The organism is Parasphaerochaeta coccoides DSM 17374 (assembly GCF_000208385.1).
Lineage (GTDB): Bacteria > Spirochaetota > Spirochaetia > Sphaerochaetales > Sphaerochaetaceae > Parasphaerochaeta > Parasphaerochaeta coccoides.
Genome location: NC_015436.1, coordinates 1,155,521 through 1,178,184, shown reverse-complemented (window position 1 = coordinate 1,178,184; position 22,664 = coordinate 1,155,521). Strand labels below are relative to the sequence as shown.

Below are 22,664 nucleotides of genomic sequence, written 5' to 3'. Positions count from 1 at the left end.
CATTGACTTTCCATATGGAATTAGCCAGGGCCTTACGGATTTCAAAGAAGAAGCGTATTTCGTTGGAAATGTTCAGCTTGTTGTCGTCACATATGACGAATGCGAAAAGCGCCACTAGGACGATCATAAGGATTGCAATGCCTGGTTCATTCTCTCTCATTGTTGTTTTCCTCGTTGCTTTTGGGAGATGATGTGTTCCATCGACCATGCAGGGCTGATGGTTAGGACACTGTAAGTTTGGTGATGACAGTTGAGGTATTACCCAAAAATATGATTTTTCGAGGAAAACATATAATACTTCTTAACTATTTTGCGCTTGAAGATGTTAATGCTGTTACTGAATACTGTTTCAAACGTACAATACACAAAAAAATGGAAACAATGGGAAACTAAAAAGGGAGACCGCCCATTCATGCCCCCAGTCCCAGCTCCTCCGCCTTTGGCTGTAACGCGGTGATGCAACGGGCAATGATTGAGTCGATATCCTCGCCCAGAAGTTCAGCGCCGGACGTGATGATGTCCCGGTTGACCCCGGCGGCGAAAGATGGCGTCTTCCATTTCTTCCTGACAGACTTCACCGACATGCCGTTCAATTTTTCAGGACGCATCAGAGCAGTCGCTACAATGAGTCCGCTCAGTTCATCTATCGTGTAGAGGACTTTTTCCATGTAATGCTCCGGCTTCACGTCAGTCACAATGTTCCAGCCGTGGCTGACGACAGCATGGATGAAGGCATCGTCCGCTCCAATCTCCTTCAGGATATCAGGAGCTTTCTTGCAATGGATTTCCGGAAACATCTCCCAATCGATGTCATGGAGCAGGCCGACAAGTCCCCAGTACTCCGGGTCATCGCCATGCTCCATAGCAAAAGAACGCATGATGGCCTCAACGGTGAGGGCATGATGAAACAATGATTCAGAGGCATTGTATTTCTTCCAAAGAACTAATGCTTGGTCACGGGTGAACATGGACATTCCTCCTTCACCATGGAACCCGGAGGGGTTCGTGGAATTTGTCCAGTTATATCACTATTGGACAGTGTGATACAAGCAATGCGGGAAATGAGAGAGGGAAGTACGCAAGGAAAGCATCAGAATGACCATTCTACGGCTCATAATGTGTTTTCATACTCTTTCCGATATGCTACACTGCCTAAGCAGACCTTTGGTCCCTTCCGCAGGCCGTGGAAGATTTTTCTCCTGGAGGTATAGTATGTCAGTCCCTGATGATGGCAGTAGTAGCGTGCCGTTACCTGTTCAGAAATTTCTGGCCTGTCCATGTCCTGCTTCCAGTGGATTCTATGTGTCCTGACACATAATATCCCGTGGGGTTTCCTGGATAGTGCCACCAGCATATACCGGAGGATTCCCCATGATTACGATTAGAAAGAATATCATAAGCCGTATGGACGATCATGTCGCCGAAGCTCCCTATACATGGGTGGATGCCAGGGATTTGGACAGGGATGACATTGCACGCCTTGAGGAGGAGTTTGCCATTCCCAGCGAATTGCTCGCTGACGTCATGGACGAGGACGAACAGTCCCATATTGAGAAGGATGATGACTTCATTTACCTGATTGTCCGTCTGCCGGCATCCGCGGAAGGCATTGATGGCATCGACCAACATGCCATCCCTCTGGGCATCGTCATTTTTCCCAACATGGTAATCACCATCTGCCAGGGAGACAGCGTGGTCTTGGAGGATTTGGCCAAGCATCGTTTCCGCAAATATCCCATACAGACGATTGAAGGCTTTGTAATCAGCATCATGAACCGCGCGACGATGGTGTACATCCGTCTGCTCAAATTTCTCAACCGCCAAAAAAGCTTGGTCGAGGAGAACCTTCATCTGTCCATCAAGAACTATGAGCTTATCCAGCTGCTCCAGATTCAGAAGTCCTTGGTATATTTCACCACAGCCCTGACAAGCAATGACGCCCTGCTGGAAAAACTTCCCAAGCTTTCATATTTCAAACTTGCTACGGAGGACGACCAGGATTTCCTTGATGATGTCATCATGGATAACAAGCAGGCTATTGAAATGGCCAATATCTATTCCAACATACTCACCGGTACCATGGACGCATTCGCATCGGTCATCTCCAACAACATGAACGTCATCATGAAAAGGCTGACAATCATCTCGATTTCCTTGATGTTCCCGACTTTCGTCACCAGTTTCTTCGGGATGAACGTTGATTTGCCATTCCAGGAAGGTTCGTTGATGTGGATATGGCTTCTGGTCGGTTGCGGACTCAGTGCCATGATTGGCGCATGGCTCCTGGGCGACCGGCGCAACAGGCGTCTGGTTCAGCAGGCCAGCCTGGGGGAGAATTTCAGGCGGGGAAACTCCTTGGCCAGGACGAAAAAAACGAAAGTCCGTGTGAAAAAATAACGGGCAAGACGACAAGAAAATAATCAAGAACCCCTGTTCCTGCCGAGCCTTTTTCGTGTATTTTCATAGGTCGGAGGCTCCGGAAGGATCATGGACGACATTGCAGGGATATGCGCGCGTTTCGAGGGGACATTCGTTGGCTGGCAGATAGCGGAATTGCAGGAGATTTATCAGGCGCTGGAGCCGGAAAGCAGGGATTTTACCTCGAAATTTTCCATTTCCTGCCCATCGGGATGCGGGACATGCTGCGAGCGGTTCGTGCCTGACATCACCTACTCCGAGGCTCGTCTTGTCGCCGCATGGCTTATCCTGAACTCCCGTTCACGGCTGGTTCAGGCAGTGGAGGAATGGAAATCAGGGGATAGGGGATGTCCTTTGTATAATCCTGATACGCCATATCACTGTACCGTCTATCCTGTTCGTCCCTTGGTATGCCGTCTGTTCGCAGCCTGCGCGACGAAAGGAAAAGCTGGCATGGAATTTCGTAGATGCCGTTTCAATGCAGATGCCACCGCACCGCAGGAAATAGAAGCTCCAGCCCTTGAAGCCGCTGGAGCTCCCGTCATGCAGGATTATGCCTATCGGGTGCGTTCCCTGGAAGGTGCGGGCGGGGTGACTCTGCTTCCTGAAGCAGTTCTTGCCGCCATGGATGAACTCAGGTTCATCCTTGCCGCCACATTAGACGAACAAGGACCTGACAATTCCAATCCTGACGACACGCCGACTCCCACGCCCACGCCTCTTGCAAGTTAGTTTTTGGCCAGCTAGTTTTGGCCAGTTAGTTCTTGATGACCCGCAGGACATAGCCACTCAGGTACTCAGATTCCGGGAAGGAAATACGCACAGGATGATCCTCGGCTTGTCCAAGAACCTGGAGGATTTGCACCTCGATCTTGGCGTCCGCAGCGGCCCATGCAAGGGTTGTGCGGAAGGTTTCCCTGTCCACGGCTCCTGAACAGGAGAACGTGAAGATGACGCCGCCGTCCTTTACTATGTTCATGGCAAGGCGGTTGATATCCTTGTAGGCTTTCAGCGCGGCTTCCACATGGCTCTTGGACGGCGCCAGCTTGGGCGGATCCAGGATGACTACATCATAGCTGTTTGCAGGGATGTCCCGGAGTTTTTCAAAGACATTGCATTCCTCAATGGTCACCCTGTCACGGGCTGTGGCGTCCAACCGACCGGCATCGCTGTTGATATGGACATTGGCAAGGAGACGACGGAGGGCGGGACTGGATGAATCCAAGGCATGGACGTGCTTGGCTCCCGCTCCCAAAGCGTGGAGAGTGAAGCCTCCTGTATAGGAGAAAGCATCAAGAACGCGGGCGTCCACGCACCATTTTTCCAGAGCTGCGCGGTTATCTCTCTGGTCGCAGTAGAAACCACTTTTCTGCCCCGTTCCCGGATTTATTTCATAGAAGAATCCATTTTCCCTGAAACGGATGTTCTTCTGGCGTCCTTCCGGATAATACCGTTCACCATTTTTGTACCATGCTTCGGTGACCGGTAGCTTTTCCGCTGCGGTAAAGGCAGCGTCGGTGTTCATGATGATTAAGGAAGGTGAAAGCAGCTTCTCAATTGCGCCAATCAGCACATCCCTGTGATCCCAACCCGCACGGGCGCTGATGATTACACGGGCAAGCGAGCCGAGGATGTCTATGACGATTCCGGGGAGCATGTCGGCTTCTCCGTGAACCAGTCTCACAGAAGTAGTCTGGGGCAGGTTTCCGTCCGCAGGCCGGACAAAAAAATGCTTGCGCCGGAGGATGGCTGCCTGTAGGCGTTGCACCCACCATCCATCATCGGGACGTATGGACTCCTTCCATTCCAAGAGGCGGACAGGAATGCTGCCTTGGGGGTCGTACCAACCCCAGGCAATGAAATGTCCATCCGCTGTCCGAACCTGGGCAGTCGTTCCCGTCCGGCCTTCTTCAGGAGTAAAATCTGAAACGGAAGCGATGGCTCCGCTGAAAATCCAAGGGTGATGCTTGAGGGGAAGTTTTTCCTTGCCCTCGTCTACAATGATGGTCGTGATATTTTCCATGCTGTTTCCTTACTGCATAACATAGCCTATACCGCAGACACGTTTGTGTCGAGTGATTGCGTGACTGATTCCCTTTCCGGTTCATCCTCCGGTTCCATCTTCCCCGGTCTGCCATGGTTTTGTCTGTGGGAATCCGGAAAGATTAGGAATGGTTGGAATGGTTTCGGTTGACTTTACAGGTTCCGACAAGGGATAATTCAGACATGCATCACATAGTACGGTATCCCGCTGTCATTTTTGACCTTGATGGTACGCTGGTCAATACCATTCCTGACATCACTGCCGCCATCAATGCGGCACTTGCGACTGCCGGTGCTGTCCCGTTGGACAGCGACAGGGTGAAGCAGTTGGTTGGCAGAGGGCTTGCGAATGCGTTGCGGGGCGCCATGGAATCCAGCGGATTGGAGACGGGAGGCGAACTGTTTTCTTCTTGTCTGTCCGTCCTGTCGGACTACTATGGTCGGCATCCTTATGATGGGTCTTTCCCGTATCCCGGAATCCTGGAACTTCTGGAAAAACTCCAAAGGGACGGAGTGGTCTTGGGAGTGCTGTCCAACAAGACGGATTCCTTGGTTGCTGACATCATTGCCGCTTTGTTCCCTCGTGTTTCATTTGCCTTTGTCCGAGGGCAGAGGCTTGACCGTCCCATGAAGCCCGCTCCGTCGGCACTTGATGATTTCTTCACGCTGTCCGGTTTGGATCCGGCGGATGTATGTTATGTCGGTGACAGCGAGGTGGACTGGCAGTTTGCTTCCCGCTTTTCGGGCATGGGCAGCGTGATTGTATCATGGGGATTCCGAAGCCGGAAACAGTTGGAGGAGGCAGGAATATCCTGCTTGGCAGATACCATTACAGAACTTGAGGAGGCCATATATGGCGGACTATGATATCGGGGAGTTGAAGAAAAAAGCTGAGAATTATCGTGACGCGGAGAAACATCCTGTGTTCAGGAAGGAAGTAGATGACCTTCTTGCCGCCCAGTCATGGGACGAACTCCATGAACGCTTCTACACGACGCTCTCCTTCGGCACAGCGGGAATCCGTGGTATCATAGGCGGAGGCACGAACCGAATCAATCCGCTGGTGGTCAGGACTGTATCAGCCGCCTTGGGGCGTTACATGGTCTCCATGACGGCTCCTGACGCTGATCCGCCTTCCATAGTCATTGCTTACGACAGCCGCAGATACAGCGACCTGTTCGCCAGGGAAGCAGCCCTGACCCTGGCCGCGTCGGGCGTACATGTCTATCTGTTTGACACTCTCCATCCCGTGCCGCTGCTCTCTTTTGCCGTGCGGCATCTGGGAGCTCTTGCAGGTGTGGTGATTACCGCCAGCCATAATCCTGCCGCCTACAATGGCTATAAGGTCTATTGGAGTGACGGAGCACAGGTAACGCCTCCCCATGACAAAGCCATAGCGGAAATCATCACTCAGGTCGATGTTCTTGACATACCTGACATGGAAGAAACGGAAGCGCGGGCATCAGGACGACTTGAATCGGTTCCCGCTTCGGTTGACAATGCATATTATGAAGCTGTCCTGGCTTCCATCCGCCGTCCGGATGCCGTGAGGGACATTCCGGTGACTGTCGTCTATTCTCCCCTGCATGGTTCGGGGAACATCCCTGTCCGGAATCTTTTGGAACGTCTGGGCGTCACGACCATTGTTGTTCCCGAACAAGAAAAACCTGACGGAGCCTTTCCCACGGTGGCGTTGCCTAACCCTGAGAGCGCGAAAGCGATGGAGATGGCTTTGAAGCTGGGCAAGGAGAGGAAAGCGGACATCATCTTGGGCACCGATCCTGACGCCGACCGCCTGGGGATTGCGGTTCCCGTTTCCCCTGACAAATCCCGGTACGAGCTTCTTAACGGCAATCAGATAGCCATTCTTTTGTTTGATTATCTTGCGGGGTGTTATAGTGCCTTGGCAAAAGGGCGTGACGATGTCCCTTCCGCATATCCTCCGGGAAGCGGCAGGAAGACTCCTGTGTTGGTCAAGAGCATCGTCACCACGGACGTGGTGCGCCGGATCGCCGAGGATCAGGGCATTGTCTGCCGTGAAGTGCTGACTGGGTTCAAATATGTCGCGGAAGAGCTGGCGGTTCTGGAGGGGAGCGCGGGGGATGCAAGGTTCTTCCTTTTCGGCGCGGAAGAAAGTTACGGGTACTTGACCGTTCCGTTCGTCCGTGACAAGGACGCCGTAAGTACTGCGGTGGTGGCCGTCGAAATGCTGTGTGCCCATGCTCGGAGGGGCATTTCCCTGTACGAGAGACTCCATGAGATTTATCGGGAGTATGGATTCAGCTTTGAAGCGGTGGTCAGCAATGATTACGCCGGTTCCGCTGGCAAGCAGAAGATGCAGGAAATCATGGAAAAGTTCCGTGGAAAGACGCCGGGAGATGTTCTTCTAGGGTCAACTATCCAGGAAATCGTCGATTATGCTTCCGGTGCTGTGCAGGGACTGCCCAAGGCTGATGTCTTGGTTTTTTATCTTTCCGGTGGAGTGAAGCTGGTCGTCAGGCCGAGTGGCACGGAACCAAAAATCAAGTACTATCTGTTCCATACCGCCGATCATGACATGTCGGAGTCGGTCGCACGGGAGCAATTTGATTGTCTGGTTGCGCGCATAGGCAAGGAACATACGTAAGGAACATACGTAAGGAGGGGACGAATGAAGCATGTGTTCATCATTGAGAGGCGGAACAGGAATCCTCTTGTCCTGTCCCCATTCCATGCCAGGAAGGAGATGAATCCCTCTGCCATGGACGAGGGAATGGAGATTGTCGTATCCCGCATTTTTCCATCTTCATTCATGGATGAGTGTCTACGGACGGCTTACCGGGATGTAGACGGGTATGTGTCGGCATGGGTCGCCGACAAGCGTTATATCCCAAGGATGCTTATTTCCGCCGTTGTCTTCCTGGTTGCTTACTTTGTCATGTCCATCGCCTTGCGTGATCCACTTCCCATCATTGATGAGCTTCTCATTGGGATAGCCGCGACAGCCCTGACGTGGAGGTACCTTGCCCGTCGGGACAGCGGTTCTCTCCAGTTGACACAGACACGCCTGCGTCTCAAGCAGGCGTTATCTTCCGCCGATGTCGTGGAATCTTCCTTCATAGCCGCTGTCACAGACTATCTGGATGAAGCCGCCTCTCTGGATACTTTGACGCTCAGCGACCGTATATTCGGGCATGACGGCTTCGGCTCCCTGAAGGAGCCAGATGCGTCTCTCCCCGGACTTGCACAGGAGTTCAGGGAAGTCTTGGAGTCGTGGATACTGCTCAACGACAAGAACATGGCTCGCCGCCTGTCTGAGGTGCGGACGGCGACAACGGAAAAGAAAATGATTCGGGTGTCTTCCGCTTTGGTTCATGACGCCCTTCATCAACAACTGGATTTACCTCTGTTGTCGCTGATGTGTGCGCTTGATAGTATGGCACGAACAAGGGAATAGAAGCTCTCTGTCGGCAATGCTCGTATTGTCCGCTGTGTTCAGATTTGGGATACATTTCTCTCTGCTCCCTGAAACGCCACGGTAATTTTTCATCCTGTAAGTACCATGAAGAAAAAGAAAAGGACATCTCCTGCATATGTGTTCCTGCTGGTACGCCATCAGGTGGTTCTTTTCGGAATCTGGCTGCTCATAGCCTCTATCGGATTGTTTGATGAAATCCTCTGCTACCGTTCCATGATATTGGGCTTCCTCTGCGTGAGTTGTTCAGTCTGCCGTGCCGTCTCTTTTTTCTATTCCCCTCCATTATGCCGCAGCATTGAACTTTTCTGCGTCTTGGGCTGCTCGGCCATCCTTCTGGCCGCACGAGTCACGACATTCATCCACCCTGAACTACCTTTCTTGCGTGAAGAAATCGCTTCCGTGACCGGCGTTCTCATTGCAGATTCCACAATCACTGATTCAGGACGCACACTATTCAGGCTCAGTCTTTCCCGCGCTGGAACCAAGGATGGCGGGGAAGGGGGAGCCAAGGGGAACATGAATGCCTTGGTGGAAGACACTGTAACACTCCTTGCAGGTACACGCATGGTGCTGTCCGGCACGTTCTCCGGTCATGATGAAAGGCGTGATGAAAATGGTGCTGTTTTCATGTCCAATGGTTTTCAGGTCATTTCCCCGTCTCCGGGGTTTCTTACGCCACCCATATGCAGGATGCGTGAACTCCGGCGTACCCTGCTGGAGAAAGTGACTGACAGCCTCTCATCGAAAAGCGGAGATGAAGACGAAAGGAATGCCCTGGCTCTCTGTAGGATGATGCTCTTGGGAAAAAATGATGGACAAGACGCACGCCACTTGAAGGAAAAGGCCGCGGCAGGTGGCGTGGCTCACGTCCTTGCCCTTTCCGGTTCCCATCTGGCATGGATTAGCGCCGTGGCGTATGGGTGTGTCTTCAAGATTCGTGGAAAATGCGCGGGGATCATTGCATCCAGCGTGTGCATTGCTGCATTCCTGTGTTTGGCAGGGCCGTTTCCCTCCTTGCTTCGTGCCGCCGTCATGTATTTCTGGGGAGTGTTCCGGCCTCGGAGGGCAGATGGCGGCGGAGGATGTGAAGCCTTGTGCGCCGCGCTGTTCGTCCTCATGGTTTTTTCTCCTGAGCTGATGTCCTCGACAGGATGCCTGATGAGTTTTGCGGCAGTCATCGGCATGCTTCATGGAACGTCTGTCTTGGGACGCTGCTTGGGAAAACTGATGCCCCAAACCATTGCATCAAGTCTTGCTTCATCCTTTGCCGCAATGGTCTATTCAGTACCTTTCGTGATGGACATAGGAGGGAAGTGGACGCCTGTCGGACTGTTGGTCACGCCTCCCGCCACGGTTTTTTCATTGGTTTCCTTAATCAGCGGACTGCTTCTTCTTGTGGTTCCGTTTCTGCGATACCTGCCATTCATCCATTTCTGGACTGCTTGGCGGCAGGGTGCGCTGTGGCTGGCTGTGACCGGATACCGCCTGATGGATGCCTGCGTCGGATGGGGCGCGGCCTGGACTGATTCCCACCCTTGGCTTTGTACGCCAGAAGCATGTATCGTCACGGTCAGTCTTGTGTTGACCGGCATCGCCGCGATTCTGTATGCTGAAAAAATATCAGGAAGACATAAGAAGGAAAGACATGAGTTGGAATTTCGCCTACGATTCCCCCAATGCCATCAACAATCTGCTTCAGGAGGAATCCTTGGCAATGAACAAGCAGTTCGGACAGAACTTCCTTCTGCCCCAGGCTATCAGAAAGCGGATTGTCGATGCCCTTGAACCATCCGCAGGATTAACGATCTGGGAAATAGGACCGGGGCTTGGCGCCCTGACAGTCTTGCTTCTTGAGAAGAAGTGCCAGCTTACCGCCTTTGAGATAGACAAAGGCTTCTGTTCAATCCTTCGGGAAAAGGCATTTGCCGATGAAACCGGCTTCCGTTTGGTTGAAGGTGATTTTCTTAAGACATGGGAGGCCGTGTACGGCTCCGGTGGCGTTCCTCATCGCATCTGCGGGAATCTGCCCTATAATGTAGGCTCTGTCTGCATCGCCCGCTTGCTTGAGCGGCAGTGCTTGCCCGACATCATGGTCTTTACCGTACAAAAGGAAGTCGCGGAACGCCTGACATCCCGCGATGGAGACAAAAACCGTTCTACCCTGACCTTGCTTGCTGATATTGATTACGAGACACGCCTGCTGTTTACCATTGGAGGAGGCGCGTTTTATCCTTCTCCTGATGTGACCAGTGCCGCTGTCGGCATGTACCGACGTGCAACGCCCTTGGTCGATGCGGCTTTGCGTCCCGTTTATCTTTCCTTGGTTAAGGACGCATTCAGCCATCGTCGCAAGACAATGAAGAACAACCTGCTCCAAGGTGAAATCGGGAACACTCTGGGCAAGGATGGGGTGGATGCAATCTTGGCAAATTCCGGTGTGAATCCCCAGTCGCGGGCGGAGGCCCTGTCCTTTGAGGAATTGAAGGCGCTTGCTGTAGCGGCGTTCAATCGTAGTCGATGAGTGCCGCCGGTACTTCTCCCTGGCGTTTGTCCCAGACATGGAGCCATGCCCCTTTCTTGAAGCGGATGAAACTTGCCGCGCCACGGACTACCATGTCGGCCATCATGGCTATCCATACCCCTTGCAACCCAAATCCAAATAGGGTGATGAGGAACCATGCTCCCGGTATGCGTACAATCCACATGCCCAGCAGGGCGAGGTAGAACGGGCCTTTCGTATCACCAGCCCCGCGCAGGATGCCGAACACCATCATCGACAGGCCGAAGAAAGGTTCTCCGAGAGCTTCAATGCGGAGTACCGTGCTTCCTAATGAGACGACTTCAGGAACTGATGAGAATATGCTGATGAGCTGTGGCGCAAAGACAAATATCAGGACGCTTGCCACTAGCATGAAGGTAGTACCGAAAAGGATGCAGCTTCGGGCATACCTGTGAGCCAGTCCCTTTTCCTTTGCTCCCAGCGAGTGAGCGACCAAGGTAGTCGCCGCTGACGAAAAGCCTGTAGCGGGCAGGAATGCGATGGTCTCGGCAGTGTTAGCAAGATAATGGCTTGCCAGCGCGACTTCCCCCAGGCCGCTAATCATCCGGGTCAGGACAATCTGGCCGGAGTTCAGGGTGGCGCGTTCCAAGGCTACGGGCAGTGCCAACTTGAAAGCCGAGCGGATGATTTTAGGATGAAGTTTCCATGAATCCTTGAAACGCGCCTGGGCCACAAACCGTTTGCGGAACAACATGACGCACAGGGCTATGGCTCCGGCGAAGATGACGATGGTCGTGGACAGGCTGGCTCCTTCAACGCCCATGTCCATCCCGTAGACAAAGATATCCTGTCCAAAGATTGTGATGGTGCGGGAAGGGAAAATCATGATGAAGTTCAGGATGATGTCCACTACATTCGTGGCGATGTTCAGTATTAAGGGCGTGCGTGTATCGCCTGAGCTTCTCAGAAGGGCGGCAAAGACGAACATGCCCATCTGCGCGACAAAGCCTACCGATATCCATTTCATGTAGAGGCGTGCAGAGTCGACCACTAATGAAGGAGCGCCCATCCACAAGGGAAGTTCATTTCCTATAAAGGACATCAGGATGCTTATGGCTGTACCTATGGTCAGTACGGCAATGATGGCTTGTTTCACTATGATTTTGGCAGTGTCTTTGTTGCCAGCTCCCAGGTTGCGAGCCATCAGGACGGAGAAGCCTACGCCGACGGAGAACATCAGTCCGTTGACCAACCAGATTGACGATGTGTTCACACTGATGGCGGCAGTCGCGGAGGCTCCCAATGAACCTACCATGGCACTGTCAACATAACCAATCAGTGTGGAGAGAAGTTGTTCGACAATTGTAGGCCAGGCAAGAAACCAGATAATTTTGTGAGGTGGTTTTGTCTTATCCAGGAGGTTGATCATGGATGGGGACGCTGATGACATATTTGGTATACCTTCTTTACCTGATGCTTTTGACATGAAAGCAACGGTCCCATCCTAATGTCTTCATAAAATAATAACAAGCGGATAGAAAAAGAAATAAGAAATGCGAAACAGATGGAAGCAGGTAAGTTCTTGTAGTTTTTTTTGTCTTGTTTCATGTGTAACGGGCGACGATTCCCCGAAAGTATGATTTTGACGTGAAAACATAAAATGCTTTCGGGTTTTTCGGTTCTGAAGGTGCGGATATTGTTACCTGAGTTCCATTTCAGACGTATATAAGTAACAACATGGAAATCATAAATGAAAAGAGGGATGTGCAAATTTTGCAGCATCCCTCTATCGGTACGGAATATCCTTTTGGTTCAGTTCGCTGCCTGGGCAAGGGTGATGGCACTTGTCACGACGATATCCTCAACGCTTGCGCCGCGGGACAGGTCGCTGATTGGCTTGGCGAAACCTTGGAGGATTGGACCGTAGGCTTCGGCTCCCGCCAGTCTCTGCACCAGCTTGTAGCCTATGTTGCCTGCCTGAAGGTCTGGAAACACCAAGACATTGGCCTTGCCCGCGACAGGGGAGCCGGGAGCCTTGGACGTGCCAACGCTTTCTATGATGGCGGCATCAAGCTGAAGCTCGCCGTCAATGCGGAGGTCGGGACGTTTCACCTTGACCAGTTCCAGAGCCTGCGTAACCTTGTCAACCATTTCTCCTTTCGCTGAACCCTTGGAAGAATAGGAGAGCAAGGCAATGACCGGCTCAACACCCAGGAAGGTCGCGCAGGAAGCCGCCGCTTCTTCTGCAATCTCAGCCAGTTGTTCGGCGGTCGGATTGGGAATGGTGGCGCAGTCGCTGAATATGAAGGAACCGTCAGCACCTAGTGATGTCTTGTCCGTTGCCATGACGAAGCATGAGGACGCACTGGCAATACCCGGCTTGGTCTTGATAATCTGGAAAGCGGCGCGGAGGACATCTCCGGTCGTGTTCTTTGCTCCGGCGACCATGGCGTCGGCGTCGCCCTTGCGAACCATCATTGCGCCCCAGCGGAGTTCATTGACAATGTCCGCGTATGCCTGTTCAGGAGTCATGCCTTTTTTCTTGCGCAGGTCATAGTATTCATCAGCATAGTTCTGGCGGAGGGATGAGTCTTCAGGGTTCTGGATGTCAATGCCATCAAGGACGACACCGGCCTCTGCTGCGACCTTCTTCACATCTGTCGGATTCCCTACCAATGTCACGCTGGATGCCAGCTTCTCATCGATTATGATGCGGGCCGCCTTGACGGTTCTGATTTCAGTTCCTTCGGCGAGTACCAGTTTTTTTGCCGCGGCGACAGCCTGTGCCTTCATCTTTTCTGCAAAAGTCATATTCTTCTCCTTATCTTGGATTATAGGTCATACGGAGGACTCCTTGGACGGCTTTTTCCCTGCGGCTGACAGGTGACGGAAAGGATGTCCCGCCATCCATCATACACTAAACCCCTGATGGGGGAAAATACCTGGAAAGGCTCTGTTGCCGTCCTTGCGTACTTCCTGTACAGTGAGGGCATGAAAATCGGTGTATATGGCATGGGACGTTTCGGGTCATTCTGGGCAAGTCTTCTCGCTTCTCACGGACATGAAGTGTATGGGTACACGCGTCATGCCGTATCAGTACCGCCGGGCGTGAGTTTGGTCGGGGAGGATGAAATCCTGGGACAGGAAAATCTTTTTCTCTGCGTCCCAATCAGCGCCTTCAAGGACGTGGTGACGAACATCTCCCCGCGTCTTACCCCTGCTACGACAGTATTTGACACCTGTTCCGTCAAACTTTATCCATATGCCGTCATGGAAGAATTGCTCGTCTCCCGTGGGATTCCCTGCATTGCCACGCATCCTATGTTCGGTCCTGATTCTGGCGCTCATGGCGTGAAAGACCTTCCTATGATGCTCTCATCAGTGGCGTCATCAGCTGATATCGGACCATGGGAGAAGGAATTTTCCTCTTGGGGACTCACTGTCCTGCACATGAACTGCGATACCCACGACAAGGAAACCGCATGGTCACAAGGAGTCACCCACTTCGTCGGACGTACCTTGGATGAACTCCATCTGGGGCATACTGACCTGGCTACCACCGGCTACCGCCGCCTTATGTCCATCGTTGAACAGACATGCAACGACCCCCGTCAGCTTTTCTATGATTTGCAGAGATACAATCCCTATGCTTCCGACATGCGCCGCCATCTGCGCCAAGCACTGGACAAAGTAATGGCTGAACTGGTTGCCCAAGACATGGCTGTACGTATGGAGAAGACATGAAGGTTCGTGTCTATACATTAGGCTGCCGGTTGAACCAGACGGAAGGGGAAGCCATTGCTCAGGCTTTCGCCGCGGAAGGGTGCGATGTCGTACAAGATGACATGTCCGCCGACCTTTATGTCGTGAATACTTGTACGGTGACGAGCAAAGCGGAACAGAAAGCCCGCCGGATGATTCGCAAGTACGCCTCTGAACCCCATGCGCCCGTGGTCGTGGTGACTGGTTGCTATGCCCAGATGGACGGGACGGACATAGCAGCCCTGGCCGCCCGTATCGTCGTATTCCCCTTGGACAAGAAAGCCGCGCTGCTCGCGCTGCCCCGTTTCATGACGCCCCGCATCCATTCCGGTGATTCTCCTTTGGATATCTGCCGGGAGTTCGCGGAACTCGTGCCAGCCCAGCTTGCCGCCTTGCATGCCAAGTCGGGCGGGGAGGGAAAAGAGCCTTCTGTCTTTGACTATGCTCCCGATACATTTTTACATAATCAACGGGCATACCTGAAAGTCCAGGACGGGTGCGACAATGCCTGCGCCTTCTGCCGTGTCCATGTGGCGCGGGGCAAGGCGGTGGACTTGAACGCTGACGAGGTAGTTCGACGGGTGATGCATCTGGAACGCCAGGGCTTCCATGAAGTGGTTCTTACCGGGGTCAACCTGACCATGTATGGTTACAAAGGCGAAGGGTTGGGCGCTCTGGTGGAAAAAATCCTGGAGCATATCGGCTCTGACATGCGTATCCGGCTTTCTTCACTTGAGCCTGATCATGTGGACGGACGTCTGCTCGACACCCTCCATGACCCACGGATGCAACCGTATTTCCACATTCCCGTGCAATCGGCAAACCAAAAAGTCCTGTACCGCATCAACCGCCATTATTCGGTTGAGCATCTCGCGTGGGTGATTGACCGTTTGAGGGACATCAAGGACGACCCGTGCATAGCCGCTGATATCATAGCCGGACTGCCTGCGGAATATGATGCCGAGTTCCAGGAGACATATGATTTTTTGAAAAACAAAGGTTTTGCCCGGTTGCATGTGTTTCCTTTCTCGCCTCGGCCCGATACCCCATTGTACCAAGCCAGGGACAGGGTTCCTGAAAGCGTGCGGGATGAAAGAGCCGCACGGCTGCGGGAGCTTTCCGCCTGTCTTCTCAAGGAATACAGTGCCCGTCAGGAAGGACGGGAAGCGGAAGTCATCCTGGAACAGAAGAAGGACGGGTGGTGGAACGGTCTTACCGGCAACTATCTCCGTGCCAGAGTCGAGGGATCCCCGCAGGACGCCCGTCCCGGCGACCTGTTCAAGGTGGTCATAGGAAAGACTGCCGATAATGGCTCCTGCATCGTCCGAGTGTTGGTTTAAGCGTTGTGCTTGAACATTTCGCTTAAGCGTTCAGGATTGCTTTTTCTTCGGCTGTCCGGTTTTCAGGATGGTTTTGGGCATCTCGATACTCACGCGTGTGAACGGTGGTACGTCTTCCTTAATCCACGAGTTTGAACCTATGATGACATTGTTCCCAATGGTGATGTTCCCTAAGATGGTGGCATGGGCGTAGATTGTCACATTGTCCCCGACATTCGGATGACGCTTGATCCCCTTGATTAGTCCGCCGTCTTCCCTTTTGGGAAAGCTCAACGCGCCCAGCGTCACCCCTTGGTATAACTTCACATGATTTCCGATTACAGAAGTTTCTCCTATGACGACCCCTGTACCATGGTCTATGAAGAAGGATGTCCCTATGCGGGCTCCGGGATGAATGTCTATGCCAGTCTCCCCATGCATCTTCTCACTGAGCATCCGAGGAATCAGGGGAACATTCATGTCGTACAGCTCATGGGCGACCCGATGAACCGCCAGACACTTGAGATAGGGATAGGAGATGAGTACTTCCGCAATGGTACGGGCAGCGGGATCTCCTTCATATCCGGCCTGTGCGTCGAGCTTGAGCATCCGGCGTATCTCCGGAAGTTTGTCAAAGAGTTTCAATACAATGTCATGCGCGCGTTTTTCATGCAGCGCACGGTTCCCGGAACCATCCCCATAAGCAAGGGCTGTTGCAATTTGAAGAGACAGTACCGTTGCAAGATGCTCAAGGGAATCAGTTACCTGTTCCTCGAAAGAGCGTGGAGACATGGTTCCTCCGCATCGTCCGGGAAAAAATGATTCAAGGAGCGTGCAGATGATGTCGTCAATGGCCTCTGATGAAGGCAATTCATGCGCTCCTGACAGGAACTGAACCCTCAAATCATCATCATGGAGACGATGGAAGGTGTCCATGAAACGTGCGGCGACATCTGGCGTGACAATGCGGGAAGCGGATGAGTCATCAGTTTGGGATATATCTGTGTCCATGCTTCCAGCATACAATGCTTGGAGTTTTTGGAGAAGTGGTACGTCGGTCAGTCGATGTCTCCAATCTCTGTCTGCCGTTGCAGGATACCCATGATCCTTTCTCTGAGCCTGAGGGCGACCATGACAGCGACTATGGCTTTCACTGTGTCGCCTATGAGGAAGGGATACATCCCGCCCGCGAGAGCCGCCTGCCAGCTGAGACCAAGACTCGTCTTGAGCCACGGGACGCCGATAGCGTAGATGACGATTGTTCCCATGATTGATGAAAGAATAAGGGAGGCAGTGAATATCCAAGGATTTTTATCCCGATGTTTCCAGCCCGCGTCAGCACCTATGCCGGTGATGGTGACAGCCGGGAGCAGGGCAACAAGGAAACCGCCTGTCGGTCCGAAGAAAGCGGCGTATCCACCGCCGGTAGTGAACACAGGAAGCCCGATGAGCCCCAACAAAAGATAGATGCCCACTGAAGCCAGCCCCAACTTCCATCCAAGGAGCAATCCTGCCAACAGAACCATGAGGGTTTGCAAGGTGATGGGGACGGGCGGCAGGGGAATCCTGAGAAATGCCCCGACAATGATGAGCGCGGCGAAAAGCGCAGTGACCAATACCGAGCGTGATGAGTTCATGTGATGACCTCCGGTGTAATGATGGAGGGTATACCATAAGCATGGAATATTGTAAACTGTGTAAACTATTTTAGTTTACGATACGGCGTATTCCCTCTAATAGAGCTGTAACAAAATTATGGCGTGGAAGTATCTTTGGAAGACATTGCATTGAACCTTCCATAAGAGTACCATGGCCAGTAGGGAGATGGTTGTACATGGGAATCAAGGAAGATGTCGTGACCGTATTGGAGCGGAACAAAGGGACTCCGGTTTCCGGAGAAACCATTGCCTCCGCTCTTGGTGTATCACGTGCTGCGGTATGGAAGTCTGTCAAAGAATTACAGAGCTTCGGTGTCCCCATTTCAGCTTCTACCAACAAAGGGTATACGCTTGATGAAGCCGCCGACATCCTGTCCAGGGCAAGCCTGTCCGCCTATGTCGATTCTCCTCTCATCTCCCTGCTTGAGTTCCATGATGAAATTGGCTCCACCAACCAGAGGGCGAAGACATTGGCAGTTGACGGTGCCTCTCACGGTACTACCGTGGTCGCCCGTACCCAGAGCGGAGGCCGAGGCAGACGCGGACGAGCCTTTGCATCGCCGGAAGGCGGCATCTATCTGAGCATCGTGCTGAGGCCGGAGCGCATGGCTCCAGGTGTCGTCCCGGTGCTGATTACTACAGCCGCCGCGGTTGCCGTCGCCCGTGCCGTGGAACGCGTCTGCCATCTGCGGCTGGACATCAAATGGGTCAACGACCTGTTCCTCAACGGAAGGAAAGTCTGCGGCATCCTGACCGAGGGCATCGCCGATATGGAGAACGGTGGCGTCAGCGCTCTTGTGGTAGGCATTGGAATCAACTTCTCGACACCCGTTGAAGCTTATCCGGAGGATATACGCCACATGGTTCGCTCTCTTTTTCCCGGAGAAGACAAAGTACCAGCCGGGCAGAGCAGGGCAATGCTTGCCGCTGCAATCATGAAAGAAGTCATCGATTGCGCTTCCCATCTGGGGGACGATGCTATCTGGACGGAATACCGTGACCGTTGTTTCCTGTTGGGCAAGAAAATCCGAGTGGAAGGCAACTCTCCCCATGCAGCGGTCGCCGAGGACATAGACAGGGATTTCCACCTTCATGTCCGTCTCCCTGATGGAAGCCGGGAAGTCCTTGCGGCGGGAGAAGTGAGCATCCGCTTTGATGCTTGAACCATGAGGCTTTTCCATACTATAGTGGCACGGACGCACTTAGAAAGCGTATAGCAGAGAGAGGCCAAGATGTTGGAGAAAGTCAGGGAAGATTGGAAGGCGGTCATTGCCGCGCAGATAGGGGACATGGCACGTGAGGCGGGAGCCACAGGTCCGAAACCCGCCGACATCATAGTGCAGGAGCCTCCGCGACCGGACATGGGCGACCTTGCTTTCCCGCTTTTCGCCTATGCCAAACTCTTGCGTTCCGCTCCTCCTCACATTGCCGCCCTCCTGAAGGAAAAGATTGAAGCCTTGCCGACACGTCCAGCGGGAGAACTGCTGGTCAGCGGCCCTTATCTCAACGTAAAGATTGACATACCGACCATTGCCGCCGAACTTTCCTCCATGATTGCCCGTGAAGGAACCTCCTATGGAAAGGGTTCCGCTTTTGACGGCAAGCGCGTCATGGTCGAGTTCTCCTGCCCCAATACAAACAAACCCCTTCATCTGGGACACCTGCGCAATGACAGCCTGGGAGAAAGCGTCAGCCGTATCCTGAAAGCCAATGGCGCAGATGTGCGTAAGGTGAACCTGATTAACAACCGCGGGGTGCATATCTGCAAGTCCATGCTCGCCTATCAGAAATTCGGTTCCGGCGAAACACCAGAAAGTACGGGCATCAAGGGAGACAAGTTCGTCGGAAACTATTATGTCCGCTTTGCCCAGTGGGAAAAAGAAGACCCCTCTGCGTTGGAACAAGCGCAGGAAATGCTCCGCGCATGGGAGGCGGGTGAGCCGGAAACCCTTGCCCTGTGGGAGAGGATGAACGCTTGGACGCTCGACGGATTGGCACAGACGTATCGCAAGACAGGCATTGACTTCGATGCGTATTATTATGAAAGCAATACCTACAAACTGGGCAAGGACATCATCCTGGCCGGTCTGGAAAAAGGCGTCTTCCAACGGGATTCTGATGGTTCCGTATGGATGGATTTGAGCGATATCAAACTTGACAGGAAAGTCCTTCTCCGTAGCGATGGCACCAGCCTGTACATGACACAGGATATCGGGACAGCAGTCCAGCGGCATGAAGACTGGCCGTTCGACTCCTTGATCTATGTCGTAGCGAGCGAACAACAATACCATTTCCGCGTCCTTTTCCATGTGCTGGAAAAGCTCGGTTATTCATGGGCACCCACACTCTATCATTTGTCCTACGGCATGGTGAACCTTCCGGAAGGCAAGATGAAAAGCAGAGAGGGGACTGTCGTGGACGCTGACGACTTGATTGACAACCTGACCGCGCTGGCAAAAGAGGAAATCATCTCAAAAGGACGGGAGAACGATGTTGATGATATCAATGCCACGGCAGCTTCCATCGCCCTCGGCGCGTTGAACTACTACCTTCTTCAAGTCACTCCCTCAAAGGACATGATTTTCAATCCCAAGGATTCCATTTCCTTCAACGGGAATACAGGGCCGTACCTCCAGTATATGGGAGCCCGCATCTCCAGCATGATGCGCAAATGGGAGGACATGCGGGAGGATTTCAAGGATGTTCCTTTCGACCCGTCTGTCCTGATACTTGATGATGAACGTGAACTCGTGCGTTCTCTTGCGGCATATCCCGAAGTGGTCGGCAAAGCTGGGGAGGGCAAGGATCCCTCCGTCCTTACTGCCTATCTTTATGACCTTTCACGGACTTTCAGTCGCTGGTATCATGACAATCCTGTCCTCAAGGCTGATTCCAAAAGCCTTGTCTGTGCCAGGGTGGAACTTAGTTCCATGGTTCTGTACGTCCTGAAGAATGCGTTCTATTTGATTGGCGTGCCGTTCCTGGAGAAAATGTAGAGAAAAATGTAAGCTCATGTTTTTCGTGGCGCATACAGCTCGCAGAACCTCCTGATGAACCGTTCTTTCTGCCATTCCAGTTCCTGCTGTGCATCCCCATCCTCATCAGGGAGTATGTCCATTGCCCGGATAAGGAAGGCGGAGACGGTACTGGAAAACATCAGGACGGCCAGATCCGTCTCGGCTATGTCCAGCCTCCCGGTTTCGTTGAGAGTCTCAAGCAATACGCGTGCCTGTCCTTCAAGCATCAGGGCAAAGGAGCGATGGGTGCGGGAAGCAAGGGTAAGGATAAGTTTCTGTTGTTCGACAATCTTGTAGAAAAGGGATAGGGGGGATGTCGAATAAAGGGCGTCCCAATGGGCAATCGCCCGTGAGAGGACATGCTCGGCCGTCCCTGAAAAGGAAATGGTAATCTCTTGTTTCGACGCAAGGGCAGAACAGTATGAGAAAAGTTCGCCGACCAGTTCTTCCCTGGATGAAAAATGAGAGAAGATGCTCGCCTTGCGGATTCCTGCCGCATCGGCGATGTCGGCAAGAGATGTAACATCCAATCCTTTGCGGGCAGCAAGGTCAAGTGTGACGAGAATGAGTTTCTCCTTCATTGGCGGATACCCGCCTCCAGTGATTGTTGGGGTGTTCATGAAAATCATGATGAACTACCGACCGATAGGTAGTCAATAGGTATTTTCCCCGTTTTATCCATGAACCGGACGGATACGGGTTGCGCAAGGTTGGCAAGGATGGTATAAAACAGTCCGAACAAACACAAGGAAGGATTTCAACGCATGTATGCATTGGTAGAGATTCTCGGAAAGCAGTACAAGGTACTCGAAGGTGTTACCGTCCAGGTTGATAAAATCGACAGGATGGAGGAAGGCGAAAAGCTGGAGTACACCGCTGTGCTTGCGATTGTAGATGAAAAGAACGCTAAGTTCGGCGCTCCGTATGTCCAGGGAGCGAAGGTTGTCGCTACTCTCGTCACTGAAGAAGTGAAGGGAGACAAGGTGAAGGTGTACAAGTTCCATCGCCGCAAAGGGTATCGCAGAACCCAGGGGCATCGGCAGAAGTATTCCCTCATCAAGATCGAGCAGATCATCGCATAAGGAGTCGGAGACATGGCACATAAGAAAGGTGGCGGCAGCAGCCGCAACGGACGCGATTCCCATTCACAGAGACTTGGCGTGAAGCGTTTTGGCGGCCAGCTCGTCAAGGGCGGTGAGATTATCGTCCGCCAGCATGGAACTAATTTCCATCCTGGAGAGAATGTCGGACTTGGTTCCGATTACACGCTTTTTGCAAAAATCGGCGGCACGGTTCTTTTCCATGAAAGGAAAAATCGCAAGTACGTCAGCATCGTGAACGAATAGTATCCGGCACGATACGAACGCATGATTTTTTTGGATAAAGCATGATTGGTTTTTCAGATGAGACGTATATAGATGTTGCCTCCGGAAACGGAGGCAACGGTTGTGTTTCCTTTCGTAGGGAGAAATATGTCCCTATGGGCGGTCCCGACGGAGGAGACGGAGGCAAAGGCGGAGATGTCGTGTTCGTCGTCCGCAATAATCTTCGTACACTTTCTCATTTGAAAAAAGAACGCCATTTCCGCGCTGAAACAGGACGCAACGGCTCAGGCCAGCGCAAGTATGGCAGGGATGGCAATGACATTGAGATTCCTGTTCCTCCCGGTACCGTCATCAAGGATGCCCGGAGCGGAGAAGTAATCAAAGATTTGACCAACGAAGAACGCTGGGTTTTCCTCAAGGGAGGCCGTGGCGGACAGGGTAACTGGCATTTCCGCTCGTCTACCCGCCAGGCTCCACGCTTCGCCCAGCCGGGAGAACCCGGACAGGAAATGCGGATAGGCGTGGAACTCCAGATTATCGCCGACCTCGGCTTTGTCGGATTTCCCAACGCAGGCAAGTCGTCGCTTCTGAATCTGCTGACCAATGCCCGCGCAAAGGTCGCCGGATACCCCTTTACTACCCGTATCCCTCAGCTTGGCATGTTCCGTTATGGCGACCATGATGTGGTTCTGGCTGATATTCCAGGAATCATCGAAGGCGCAAGCGAAGGCGCCGGCATGGGCTTCAAGTTCCTCAAGCATATCAGCCGCACCATCGGCTTGGTCTTCCTTGTTGATTTGTCTGATGACAATTACCTGACGGCATATGCCGCGCTGAAAGGCGAGCTTGGCGCGTATGCTCCTGAGCTTCTGGAAAAAAAACATGTCATCATCGGAACCAAACTGGATGAAGATGGCACGGCGGAGCGTCTGGAGGAAGTCCGTACCGCATATCCCGATGTTCCGGTATATGGACTTTCCATATATATGGATGACACACTGCCCGCTATCCAGCAGGCGTTCATAGGCATGGTGACCGAAGCGGAAAACCAAGCAAAGAAACGGAACTTTGTGGAAGGGGGGTTCATCTTTTCACCGGATTTCAATGCTCATTATGCTGATGTTCCCCATGATGCGGCAGAAGTCGAAAAGGAGTAAGCTGGTCT

Annotated in this window: 21 protein-coding genes; 14 read left to right on the top strand and 7 right to left on the bottom strand. The window is 52.7% G+C overall.

The window, feature by feature from the left end; genetic code table 11:
• Positions 1-410: 410 nt before the first annotated feature.
• Complete coding sequence (locus SPICO_RS05255) at positions 411-968, bottom strand: HDIG domain-containing metalloprotein (protein ID WP_013739639.1); 558 nt, start codon at positions 966-968, stop codon at positions 411-413.
• Between the two features lie 403 nt (positions 969-1,371).
• On the opposite strand from SPICO_RS05255, the gene SPICO_RS05250 reads away from it, so the two are divergent.
• Both SPICO_RS05250 and SPICO_RS05245 read left to right on the top strand, forming a co-directional pair.
• Complete coding sequence (locus SPICO_RS05250) at positions 1,372-2,397, top strand: magnesium transporter CorA family protein (RefSeq protein ID WP_013739638.1); 1,026 nt, start codon at positions 1,372-1,374, stop codon at positions 2,395-2,397.
• 90 nt (positions 2,398-2,487) lie between these two features.
• Complete coding sequence (locus SPICO_RS05245) at positions 2,488-3,150, top strand: YkgJ family cysteine cluster protein (RefSeq protein ID WP_013739637.1); 663 nt, start codon at positions 2,488-2,490, stop codon at positions 3,148-3,150.
• A 25-nt stretch (positions 3,151-3,175) separates the two neighbouring features.
• Here SPICO_RS05245 and SPICO_RS05240 read toward each other — a convergent pair whose 3' ends face one another.
• On the bottom strand, positions 3,176-4,441 hold the full coding sequence (locus SPICO_RS05240) for a class I SAM-dependent rRNA methyltransferase (RefSeq protein ID WP_013739636.1): 1,266 nt from the start codon (positions 4,439-4,441) through the stop codon (positions 3,176-3,178).
• A gap of 203 nt (positions 4,442-4,644) precedes the next feature.
• Between SPICO_RS05240 and SPICO_RS05235 the strand changes: the two genes are divergently transcribed.
• The 5 genes from SPICO_RS05235 to rsmA all read left to right on the top strand — a co-directional run bounded on the left by SPICO_RS05235 (position 4,645) and on the right by rsmA (position 10,439).
• Positions 4,645-5,328, top strand: a complete 684-nt coding sequence (locus SPICO_RS05235; RefSeq protein WP_013739635.1) for an HAD family hydrolase — start codon at positions 4,645-4,647, stop codon at positions 5,326-5,328.
• On the top strand, positions 5,315-7,087 hold the full coding sequence (locus tag SPICO_RS05230; RefSeq protein WP_013739634.1) for a phospho-sugar mutase: 1,773 nt from the start codon (positions 5,315-5,317) through the stop codon (positions 7,085-7,087). Before SPICO_RS05235 ends, SPICO_RS05230 begins: the two co-directional genes overlap by 14 nt.
• Before the next feature lie 24 nt (positions 7,088-7,111).
• Positions 7,112-7,897, top strand: a complete 786-nt coding sequence (locus SPICO_RS09765; protein ID WP_013739633.1) for a hypothetical protein — start codon at positions 7,112-7,114, stop codon at positions 7,895-7,897.
• A 105-nt stretch (positions 7,898-8,002) separates the two neighbouring features.
• Entirely contained in the window at positions 8,003-9,703 is a 1,701-nt protein-coding gene (locus SPICO_RS10480) for a ComEC/Rec2 family competence protein (protein WP_083810426.1), read from the top strand.
• Positions 9,633-10,439 (top strand): 16S rRNA (adenine(1518)-N(6)/adenine(1519)-N(6))-dimethyltransferase RsmA, encoded by an 807-nt coding sequence (rsmA, locus tag SPICO_RS05220; RefSeq protein WP_245523233.1) that lies wholly within the window; start codon positions 9,633-9,635, stop codon positions 10,437-10,439. Before SPICO_RS10480 ends, rsmA begins: the two co-directional genes overlap by 71 nt.
• Here rsmA and SPICO_RS05215 read toward each other — a convergent pair.
• Positions 10,423-11,868 (bottom strand): MATE family efflux transporter, encoded by a 1,446-nt coding sequence (locus SPICO_RS05215; protein ID WP_013739630.1) that lies wholly within the window; start codon positions 11,866-11,868, stop codon positions 10,423-10,425. The two genes, rsmA and SPICO_RS05215, sit on opposite strands and share 17 nt — an antisense overlap.
• A gap of 362 nt (positions 11,869-12,230) precedes the next feature.
• Positions 12,231-13,229 (bottom strand): phosphate acetyltransferase, encoded by a 999-nt coding sequence (pta, locus tag SPICO_RS05210; RefSeq protein WP_013739629.1) that lies wholly within the window; start codon positions 13,227-13,229, stop codon positions 12,231-12,233.
• A gap of 117 nt (positions 13,230-13,346) precedes the next feature.
• Between pta and SPICO_RS05205 the strand changes: the two genes are divergently transcribed.
• The gene (locus tag SPICO_RS05205) at positions 13,347-14,162 is read left to right on the top strand and encodes a prephenate dehydrogenase/arogenate dehydrogenase family protein (RefSeq protein ID WP_013739628.1); all 816 of its coding nucleotides are present in this window, start codon (positions 13,347-13,349) and stop codon (positions 14,160-14,162) included.
• The gene (gene mtaB, locus SPICO_RS05200) at positions 14,159-15,520 is read left to right on the top strand and encodes a tRNA (N(6)-L-threonylcarbamoyladenosine(37)-C(2))-methylthiotransferase MtaB (RefSeq protein ID WP_013739627.1); all 1,362 of its coding nucleotides are present in this window, start codon (positions 14,159-14,161) and stop codon (positions 15,518-15,520) included. The genes SPICO_RS05205 and mtaB overlap by 4 nt, the downstream gene beginning before the upstream one ends.
• 30 nt (positions 15,521-15,550) lie before the next feature.
• Here the strand turns inward: mtaB and epsC are convergent, their stop codons facing one another.
• Complete coding sequence (gene epsC, locus SPICO_RS05195) at positions 15,551-16,510, bottom strand: serine O-acetyltransferase EpsC (protein ID WP_013739626.1); 960 nt, start codon at positions 16,508-16,510, stop codon at positions 15,551-15,553.
• 47 nt (positions 16,511-16,557) lie between these two features.
• Complete coding sequence (locus tag SPICO_RS05190) at positions 16,558-17,136, bottom strand: biotin transporter BioY (RefSeq protein WP_013739625.1); 579 nt, start codon at positions 17,134-17,136, stop codon at positions 16,558-16,560.
• A gap of 197 nt (positions 17,137-17,333) precedes the next feature.
• Between SPICO_RS05190 and SPICO_RS05185 the strand changes: the two genes are divergently transcribed.
• Both SPICO_RS05185 and argS read left to right on the top strand, forming a co-directional pair.
• On the top strand, positions 17,334-18,320 hold the full coding sequence (locus tag SPICO_RS05185) for a biotin--[acetyl-CoA-carboxylase] ligase (protein WP_013739624.1): 987 nt from the start codon (positions 17,334-17,336) through the stop codon (positions 18,318-18,320).
• 69 nt (positions 18,321-18,389) lie between these two features.
• Entirely contained in the window at positions 18,390-20,153 is a 1,764-nt protein-coding gene (argS, locus tag SPICO_RS05180; RefSeq protein ID WP_013739623.1) for an arginine--tRNA ligase, read from the top strand.
• Between the two features lie 14 nt (positions 20,154-20,167).
• On the opposite strand, the gene SPICO_RS05175 is transcribed toward argS, so the two are convergent.
• On the bottom strand, positions 20,168-20,803 hold the full coding sequence (locus SPICO_RS05175; protein WP_245523194.1) for a TetR/AcrR family transcriptional regulator: 636 nt from the start codon (positions 20,801-20,803) through the stop codon (positions 20,168-20,170).
• Positions 20,804-20,938: 135 nt separating this feature from the next.
• Between SPICO_RS05175 and rplU the strand changes: the two genes are divergently transcribed.
• The 3 genes from rplU to obgE are packed head-to-tail and all read left to right on the top strand — an operon-like array spanning position 20,939 to position 22,656.
• A complete protein-coding gene (gene rplU, locus SPICO_RS05170; protein WP_013739621.1) occupies positions 20,939-21,256 on the top strand; it encodes a 50S ribosomal protein L21 in 318 nt (105 codons plus the stop codon).
• Positions 21,257-21,268: 12 nt separating this feature from the next.
• The gene (gene rpmA, locus SPICO_RS05165) at positions 21,269-21,520 is read left to right on the top strand and encodes a 50S ribosomal protein L27 (RefSeq protein ID WP_013739620.1); all 252 of its coding nucleotides are present in this window, start codon (positions 21,269-21,271) and stop codon (positions 21,518-21,520) included.
• 41 nt (positions 21,521-21,561) lie between these two features.
• Positions 21,562-22,656, top strand: coding sequence for a GTPase ObgE (gene obgE / locus SPICO_RS05160; RefSeq protein WP_013739619.1), 1,095 nt, complete (start codon positions 21,562-21,564; stop codon positions 22,654-22,656).
• Positions 22,657-22,664: the final 8 nt, after the last annotated feature.

Bases quoted from the DNA above. Each gene is read 5' to 3' on its own strand.
- SPICO_RS05255 (WP_013739639.1), bottom strand. From the start codon at position 968: ATGTTCACCCGTGACCAAGCATTAGTTCTTTGGAAGAAATACAATGCC.
- rpmA (WP_013739620.1), top strand. From the start codon at position 21,269: ATGGCACATAAGAAAGGTGGCGGCAGCAGCCGCAACGGACGCGATTCC.
- SPICO_RS05250 (WP_013739638.1), top strand. From the start codon at position 1,372: ATGATTACGATTAGAAAGAATATCATAAGCCGTATGGACGATCATGTC.
- SPICO_RS05240 (WP_013739636.1), bottom strand. From the start codon at position 4,441: ATGGAAAATATCACGACCATCATTGTAGACGAGGGCAAGGAAAAACTT.
- SPICO_RS09765 (WP_013739633.1), top strand. From the start codon at position 7,112: ATGAAGCATGTGTTCATCATTGAGAGGCGGAACAGGAATCCTCTTGTC.
- SPICO_RS05245 (WP_013739637.1), top strand. From the start codon at position 2,488: ATGGACGACATTGCAGGGATATGCGCGCGTTTCGAGGGGACATTCGTT.
- SPICO_RS05215 (WP_013739630.1), bottom strand. From the start codon at position 11,868: ATGTCATCAGCGTCCCCATCCATGATCAACCTCCTGGATAAGACAAAA.
- mtaB (WP_013739627.1), top strand. From the start codon at position 14,159: ATGAAGGTTCGTGTCTATACATTAGGCTGCCGGTTGAACCAGACGGAA.
- SPICO_RS05205 (WP_013739628.1), top strand. From the start codon at position 13,347: ATGGGGGAAAATACCTGGAAAGGCTCTGTTGCCGTCCTTGCGTACTTC.
- epsC (WP_013739626.1), bottom strand. From the start codon at position 16,510: ATGGACACAGATATATCCCAAACTGATGACTCATCCGCTTCCCGCATT.
- obgE (WP_013739619.1), top strand. From the start codon at position 21,562: ATGATTGGTTTTTCAGATGAGACGTATATAGATGTTGCCTCCGGAAAC.
- SPICO_RS05190 (WP_013739625.1), bottom strand. From the start codon at position 17,136: ATGAACTCATCACGCTCGGTATTGGTCACTGCGCTTTTCGCCGCGCTC.
- SPICO_RS05230 (WP_013739634.1), top strand. From the start codon at position 5,315: ATGGCGGACTATGATATCGGGGAGTTGAAGAAAAAAGCTGAGAATTAT.
- pta (WP_013739629.1), bottom strand. From the start codon at position 13,229: ATGACTTTTGCAGAAAAGATGAAGGCACAGGCTGTCGCCGCGGCAAAA.
- SPICO_RS05175 (WP_245523194.1), bottom strand. From the start codon at position 20,803: ATGATTTTCATGAACACCCCAACAATCACTGGAGGCGGGTATCCGCCA.
- argS (WP_013739623.1), top strand. From the start codon at position 18,390: ATGTTGGAGAAAGTCAGGGAAGATTGGAAGGCGGTCATTGCCGCGCAG.
- SPICO_RS05235 (WP_013739635.1), top strand. From the start codon at position 4,645: ATGCATCACATAGTACGGTATCCCGCTGTCATTTTTGACCTTGATGGT.
- SPICO_RS05185 (WP_013739624.1), top strand. From the start codon at position 17,334: ATGGGAATCAAGGAAGATGTCGTGACCGTATTGGAGCGGAACAAAGGG.
- rsmA (WP_245523233.1), top strand. From the start codon at position 9,633: ATGAACAAGCAGTTCGGACAGAACTTCCTTCTGCCCCAGGCTATCAGA.
- rplU (WP_013739621.1), top strand. From the start codon at position 20,939: ATGTATGCATTGGTAGAGATTCTCGGAAAGCAGTACAAGGTACTCGAA.
- SPICO_RS10480 (WP_083810426.1), top strand. From the start codon at position 8,003: ATGAAGAAAAAGAAAAGGACATCTCCTGCATATGTGTTCCTGCTGGTA.